Source organism: Cupriavidus sp. 86D6, from assembly GCF_057815095.1.
In genome coordinates this window covers 110,005-116,413 of the sequence record NZ_JBYPSB010000017.1, presented here as the reverse complement: position 1 = coordinate 116,413, position 6,409 = coordinate 110,005, and the positions used below count along the sequence as shown (strand labels likewise).

Below are 6,409 nucleotides of genomic sequence, written 5' to 3'. Positions count from 1 at the left end.
GGTTTCCAGGATGCGGCGCGTCAGGTGGTGGCCGATGAAGCCGTTGACGCCAAGAATCAGGACTCGCTTTTGGTGCATGGATCGGGAATCTTTCAAAACGAAAAAGGGCCGCGCGGTGTCGGCCAAAACGGGTAGTTCGAAGGTCGGTCTAGCGCGCCTGTGGCGGCGGCTCAGCCGGGACGTTGGTCACCACCACACGGCGCCAGTCGCGCGCCACGACGTAGAGCGGTAGGCCTGGCGACAGTTCCAGGTAGGTCTGGGGCGACATGACCGCCATCGCGGGCTCGCCCTGCTTCCAGACCGTTGCGAAGGCCGCCATGTCGGGCACCCATCGCTGCGGTTCCACCGTGGTGCCGAATGTCAGTTCGTCCGCCGCCCCCACCATCGTCAGCGGATGGCCCAGGTAGAACGGCAGTGTGTGATCGAGCATGTTGACGCCGTACAGCTTCATGCCCGGCGTCAGCCGCGGGTGGATCTGCGGCACCAGGTCGGCGCCCGATGCCGGGCCGCCCACCGTCTCGTGGCCGAGCAGCGCGGCGGTGAATCCCATGTACATGCCCAGCGCGTAGACGGCCACGCTGGGCAGCACGCCACGGCGCTGCAGCAGCATGCGCGCCGCCAGCGTCGCCAGCAGCATCACCACGAAGGCCACGGCGACCCAGACGGCATAGGCGCGGTAGAACGCATTGGGCGTGTGGTTGGCGTTCAGCGTGGCCACGATCGGGCTGGCCAGCAATCCGCAGATCGCAACAATGACCATGGCCCGCAGCTGGCGGCCCCAGGCGCGCGCATCCATGCGGTCGAGCGCCACGCCGGCCAGGATGCCCAGCGCCGGGAATACCGGCACGATGTAGCCGGGCAGCTTCGAGCGCGACAGGCTGAAGAACACGAAGATGGCGATGGCCCAGATGCCGGCCATCAACGCCGGACGGAAACGTGCGCGCGTGGTGGCATCCTCGGCCGGGGCCGCGCTGCGCATGGCCGTCCACAGCCGGGGGAAAAGGCCCGCCCAGGGCAGGAAGCCCGCCAGCACCAGCGGCACGAAGTACACGATGGGACCGCCGCGCGAATGCACGCCGGACGTGTATCGCTGCCAGTGCTCGTGGATAAAGAAGAAGTTCAGGAACTCGGGATTGCGCTCGGACACCAGGTAGAACCACGGCACGGCGACCACCAGCATCGTTACCGCGCCGGCCATCAAGTGCAGCCTGCACCACAATCCCCAGTCGCGCGTGACCAGCGTATAGACCACCAGCACCAGGCCGGGCAACGCGATGCCCACCAGCCCCTTGGTCAGGATGGCGACACCCATCGCCGCCCAGCACGCGACCATCCAGCCCAGCCGGCTGGCCCGTGAAGCATCGGGATGCTGGGCCACAAGCATGCAGGCCAGGATGCACGACATCACGCCAGCCAGCGTCATGTCGAGCGTGTTGAAATGCGCGGCCACGCTCCACATCGGCGCCGCCAGCAGTGCCAGCCCCGCGAACGCGGCGGCGCGCGGGCCGAACCAGCGCCAGGTCGCCAGCATCGACATGCCAATGCCCAGCAGGCCGGCCAGCGCCACGGTCAGGCGCGCCTGCCATTCGCCCACGCCGAACAGCGCGTAGGTCGCGGCGGTCGCCCACATATGGAATGGCGGCTTCTCGAAATACTTCAGCGCGTTGTAGCGGATGGTGACCCAGTCGCCCGTGGCCAGCATCTCGCGCGAGATTTCCGCGTATCGCCCTTCGTCGGGGCCCACCAGGTGCCGCAGGCCCAGCGTACCGAACCACACCAGCAGCGCCACGGCCACGAACAGCGCCGTCCAGCCGGCCACGGCAGACACGCGCAAGCCAGCCGGCAGCGAAACCGTACGGGCGCGGTCAGCCGCATCGTGCGTGATGCGTTGCTTACTAGGAGGAAGGTGCATGTCGTGTCCGGATAGGGGCCGCCGAAATCGCGTTTGTGCCTTATTCGTCCCGCACGCGTATTGTTCTCGGAGCATCGAGCGCGCAGATTAGGGAATCTGCCTTAACTTCAGATTAAGCGTGCACCTGGCCCGCCACGATGCTACGCTTGGACCGCTCCAAGTGCATCATGCGTCCCGTCTTACTCGATACCAATAAACAGCCGTTTCAAGCAGTTCGCTCATGAGAATACTTATCGTTGAAGACGACCCCATGCTGGGCGATGGCATGCAACGCGGCCTGAAGTTGATGGGCCACGCCGTGGACTGGTTCCGTACCGGGGCCGATGCCGACCGCGCCATTGCCGCCATGCACTACGACGCGGTGCTGCTGGATCTGGGCCTGCCCGACCAGGACGGCGTGACGCTGCTCTCGCGCTGGCGCAACCAGGGCCGCCCGACGCCGGTGGTGGTGCTGACCGCCCGCGACGCGGTGCAAAGCCGCATCGGCGGGCTGGATGCCGGCGCCGACGACTACCTGATCAAACCCGTGGATCTGGACGAACTGGCGGCCCGCCTGCGCGCCGTCACACGCCGGTCGGCGGGCATGCCCGAGCCGGTGTGGCGCCACGGTCCGCTCGAATACCACCCAGCCGCGCGGCTGGCCGTCTGGCAAGGCAAGTCGGTGGACCTGACCAGCCGCGAATCGATGCTGCTGGAACTGCTGCTGGCGCACCCCAACCGCGTGCTGACGCGCGAATTCCTGCGCGACAAGCTTTACGAGTGGGAAAAAGGCTCCGAGAGCAATACGCTCGAAGTGCATATCCACCACCTGCGGCGCAAGATCCATCCCGGCATCGTGCGCACGCTGCGCGGCGCCGGCTACACGCTGGGCACGCTCGACGCGCTGGAAACTCCCTCGACCGGCAGCGACAGCGGCATCGGCACCGGGGACGATGCATGACCCTGCAGCGGCGGCTGATACTGGTCGTGCTGGCATCGGTGGCATTTGCCTGGGTCCTCACCAGCGTCATGATCTTCCTGAACGCGCGCATGGAGATCAACGAGTTCTATGACACCGCCATGGTCCGCATGGCGCAGCAGATGCAGGCGGTGCTGCCGTTGATCAGCACCGGCGCGGTACCGCCGCACCCGCAGCCAGACGGCATGGTGCCCGGCGATACCGACCTGGGCGACCTGGGCGCCGCCGGGCTTGGCGACATGGCGATCGCCACCTGGCGCGGCACCGGCCAGCCCTTCCGCATCGATCCCGACGGCGACCGCCTGCCGCGCCTGCCCGGCGTGCGCGGTTTTACCGACCGGCAGATCGATGGCGTGCCATGGCGCCTTTACTATCTGGATGGTCCCGCGGCCGGCTGGCGCGTCTGCGTGGGCCAGATCATGGCCGAGCGCGAGGAACTGGTGTGGTCGTACCTGCAGGCGCAGGTGCTGCCCTGGGTGGTGGGGCTGCCGCTGCTGACCACGCTGCTGGTGTGGGGCATCCGCCGGATGCTGCATCCGATGCTGGCGCTGTCGCACACCATCGCCACGCGGGCCCCGGGCGATCCCACGCCGATCTCGCTGCACGATGCGCCGCCCGAACTGGCGCCGCTGGTGCAAGCGATGAACCGCCTGCTGGACCGCGTATCGGCGCTGCTCGAACACGAACGCCGGCTGACCGCCGATGCCGCGCACGAAATGCGCACGCCGCTGGCCGCGCTGAAGGCGCAGTGGGACGTGGCCCGGCGCTCCGCCGACCCGGCCGAGCGTGCCCAGGCCGCCATCAACGTCGAAGCCGGCATCGACCGCCTGAGCCATCTGGTATCGCAACTGCTGACGATGAGCCGGCTGGAGGACGAGAACGGCCCGCCCTCGTGCAGCGCGGTGAACTGGCGCGATGTGTCGCAGCATGTGCTGTCCGACTGCCTCCTGCTGGCCGAACGCCGCCATGTCGACATGGAGATCGTCTGGCCGCGCCCCGACGTCAAACCCATCGACGTTTGCGGCGACCCCACGCTGCTTGGCACCATGCTGCGCAACCTGATGGACAACGCGCTGCGCTACAGCCCCGCGGGGTCTACCGTCACGCTGACCTTCGGGCCCGACTGCATCGTGGTGGCCGACCGCGGCCCCGGCGTGCAGCCGGACCAGCTGGCGCGGCTGGGCAGCCGCTTCTTCCGGGGCGGCTCGCAGCATGAACAGGGCACCGGCCTCGGCATTTCCATCGCGCGGCGCATTGCCGAACTGCACGGACTGTCGATCGACCTGGCCAACCGGCCGGCGTCGGAAGGCACCGGGCTGGTGGCGACCATCCGCATGAACAACCCCAAGGCCAGCCAGGCATGAGCGCCGCGTGGGAAGTGTTTGTGGTGTTCCTGCGCCTGGGCCTGACGTCGTTTGGGGGCCCGGTGGCACACCTGGGGTATTTTCGCGAGGCGTTCGTGGCGCAGCGCCGCTGGCTCAGCGAACACGCCTATGCCGATATCGTGGCGCTGTGCCAGTTCCTGCCGGGCCCGGCCAGTAGCCAGGTGGGCATGGTGGTGGGCCTGTCACGCGCCGGCTACCTGGGCGCGCTGGCGGCGTGGATCGGCTTCACGCTGCCTTCCGCCGTGGCGCTGATCCTGTTTGCGCTGGGCCTGTCGCGCTATGGCAATCTCATGCCGGCCGGCGCGCTGCATGGGCTCAAGGGGGCGGCGGTGGCCGTGGTGGCGCAGGCAGTCTGGGGCATGGCCCGGTCGCTCTGCCCCGACGCCCCGCGTATCACGCTGATGGCGCTGTCCGCCGTGGCGGTCAGCCTGGTGCCGTCGCCGGCGTGCCAGCTCGGCGTGATGGTGGTGGCCGGCCTGATTGGCGCGCGCCGCTTCCGCAGTGGCGCGGCCGTGCCGCACGAGCCGCTGTCCGTGCCGGTGGGCCATGGCGTGGCGCTGCTGTGCCTGGTCGCCTTCGCGGTGTTGCTGGTGGGATTGCCGTTTGCCGCACGCGCCTCCGGCGATCACGCGGTGGCCCTGTTCGATGCCTTCTACCGCGCCGGGGCGCTGGTCTTCGGCGGCGGGCACGTCGTGCTGCCGCTGCTGCAGGCCGCCGTGGTCCCGCCAGGCTGGGTGGACAACGATACGTTCCTGGCCGGCTACGGCGCGGCGCAGGCGGTGCCCGGGCCGCTCTTCACGTTCGCCGCCTTCCTGGGCGCCGCCGGTACGCTGGCGCCCAACGGCTGGGCCGGCGGCGCGCTCTGCCTGTTGGCCATCTTCGCGCCGTCGTTCCTGCTGGTCTTCGGCGCGCTGCCCTTCTGGGAACGGCTGCGCCGCCATGGCGCCACGCGTGCCGCGCTGGCAGGTGTCAACGCGGCGGTGGTGGGACTGCTGCTGGCGGCCTTGTATCACCCGGTCTGGACCAGCGCCGTGCTGGCTCCGGCGGATTTCGCGCTGGCCCTGCTGGCGCTGGTTGCGCTGGCCGTCTGGCGCGTGCCGCCATGGGCCGTGGTGCTGGCGTGCGCGCTGGCCGGCTGGGGGCTGCAGGCGGCCGGCATCGCATGAGACCGGAATCGATGGCGCACCGTGGCGGCCGCGTGACCATGCCCGGCCGCCTGCGCATCGCCCTGACCCACGCGGCCACCACCCTGGCCACCACCCTGCTCATATACGGCTGCGCCACGGCACCGGCGGCCGTGGCAGCGCCACCGGTCACCGCCATCTCGGTGGTCGAGCGCGACTGGCACACCGACATCTGCATCCGCAGCGTCGATGCCGATGCGCGGCTCCTGCGCGTGACCCGGGGCTATGACGGTTCCACCTATCTCTGTTTTGGCTTTGGCGACCGCCACTACCTGATCACCGGCGAGCGCGGTCCGCTGACGCTGCTGTCGGCCCTGCTGCCCGGCGATGGCGCCATCCTGCTGACGATCCTGCGCGATACCCCGGCCGCCGCGTTCGGCGCGGGCAATGTGGTGGACCTGGAACTGGACGAAGCCGGCATCGGCCGCCTGCGTGCGTTCCTGAACCGGACGATCCAGGAAAACGACGCCGGCGAGCCGCTGGGGCTGGGCAACGGCCCCTATCCCGGCGGTCTCTACTTCGGCGCCACGGCGCGCTACAACGGCTTCTATACCTGCAATACTTGGACGGCCGACGCGTTGCGCGAAGCGGGCATCCCGATGCACGGCCCGGTGCTGTTCGCCGAGGGCGTCATGCGACAGGTGCGGGATCTGGCCGCCGCGCGACAGGGCGCACGGCCGGCGCCCTAGCAGGGGCCGGGGCTGCAGACGGTGGTTGCACTGCCGGCAGGCGTGACCACGGTGGACGATTGCGGCGGGTTGGGATCGCTGCTGCTGATCGATACGCAGCCGGCAAGGCTGACCGGCAGCAGGAGGACGGCGATGCGGGCGATCACGGCGATCGCGGCGATTCGGCTCGGTGTCATGGCTGGCTCCCCCGCGTGCACGGGCACGCGACAGAGCCAGTATAGATAGCCACGTTCAGATTGCGACACCTGCCGCAAGGCGTCCGTGCCGGGCGGGCCGTTGCG

6 protein-coding genes are annotated in these 6,409 nt (G+C 69.2%); 4 read left to right on the top strand and 2 right to left on the bottom strand.

Annotated elements, in window-relative coordinates; all coding sequences use genetic code 11:
* Window positions 1-148 precede the first annotated feature (148 nt).
* A complete protein-coding gene (locus tag AC3G88_RS25910) occupies window positions 149-1,912 on the bottom strand; it encodes a glycosyltransferase family 39 protein (RefSeq protein WP_488894105.1) in 1,764 nt (587 codons plus the stop codon).
* Between the two features lie 220 nt (window positions 1,913-2,132).
* Between AC3G88_RS25910 and AC3G88_RS25905 the strand changes: the two genes are divergently transcribed.
* From AC3G88_RS25905 to AC3G88_RS25890, 4 genes are read left to right on the top strand one after another with little or no spacing between them, the layout of a single operon-like run.
* Window positions 2,133-2,852: a response regulator gene (locus tag AC3G88_RS25905; protein ID WP_488773663.1), complete on the top strand. Its 720-nt coding sequence runs from the start codon at window positions 2,133-2,135 to the stop codon at window positions 2,850-2,852.
* Window positions 2,849-4,234: an ATP-binding protein gene (locus AC3G88_RS25900; RefSeq protein ID WP_488773664.1), complete on the top strand. Its 1,386-nt coding sequence runs from the start codon at window positions 2,849-2,851 to the stop codon at window positions 4,232-4,234. The genes AC3G88_RS25905 and AC3G88_RS25900 overlap by 4 nt, the downstream gene beginning before the upstream one ends.
* On the top strand, window positions 4,231-5,421 hold the full coding sequence (gene chrA, locus AC3G88_RS25895) for a chromate efflux transporter (RefSeq protein ID WP_488773665.1): 1,191 nt from the start codon (window positions 4,231-4,233) through the stop codon (window positions 5,419-5,421). Before AC3G88_RS25900 ends, chrA begins: the two co-directional genes overlap by 4 nt.
* Complete coding sequence (locus AC3G88_RS25890; RefSeq protein WP_488773666.1) at window positions 5,418-6,128, top strand: DUF2459 domain-containing protein; 711 nt, start codon at window positions 5,418-5,420, stop codon at window positions 6,126-6,128. The genes chrA and AC3G88_RS25890 overlap by 4 nt, the downstream gene beginning before the upstream one ends.
* Here AC3G88_RS25890 and AC3G88_RS25885 read toward each other — a convergent pair.
* Window positions 6,125-6,304: a hypothetical protein gene (locus AC3G88_RS25885; RefSeq protein WP_153948055.1), complete on the bottom strand. Its 180-nt coding sequence runs from the start codon at window positions 6,302-6,304 to the stop codon at window positions 6,125-6,127. The two genes, AC3G88_RS25890 and AC3G88_RS25885, sit on opposite strands and share 4 nt — an antisense overlap.
* Window positions 6,305-6,409 lie beyond the last annotated feature (105 nt).

Excerpts from the sequence above, each read along its gene's own strand:
- AC3G88_RS25890 (WP_488773666.1), top strand. The coding sequence starts at position 5,418 with ATGAGACCGGAATCGATGGCGCACCGTGGCGGCCGCGTGACCATGCCC.
- chrA (WP_488773665.1), top strand. The coding sequence starts at position 4,231 with ATGAGCGCCGCGTGGGAAGTGTTTGTGGTGTTCCTGCGCCTGGGCCTG.
- AC3G88_RS25900 (WP_488773664.1), top strand. The coding sequence starts at position 2,849 with ATGACCCTGCAGCGGCGGCTGATACTGGTCGTGCTGGCATCGGTGGCA.
- AC3G88_RS25910 (WP_488894105.1), bottom strand. The coding sequence starts at position 1,912 with ATGCACCTTCCTCCTAGTAAGCAACGCATCACGCACGATGCGGCTGAC.
- AC3G88_RS25905 (WP_488773663.1), top strand. The coding sequence starts at position 2,133 with ATGAGAATACTTATCGTTGAAGACGACCCCATGCTGGGCGATGGCATG.
- AC3G88_RS25885 (WP_153948055.1), bottom strand. The coding sequence starts at position 6,304 with ATGACACCGAGCCGAATCGCCGCGATCGCCGTGATCGCCCGCATCGCC.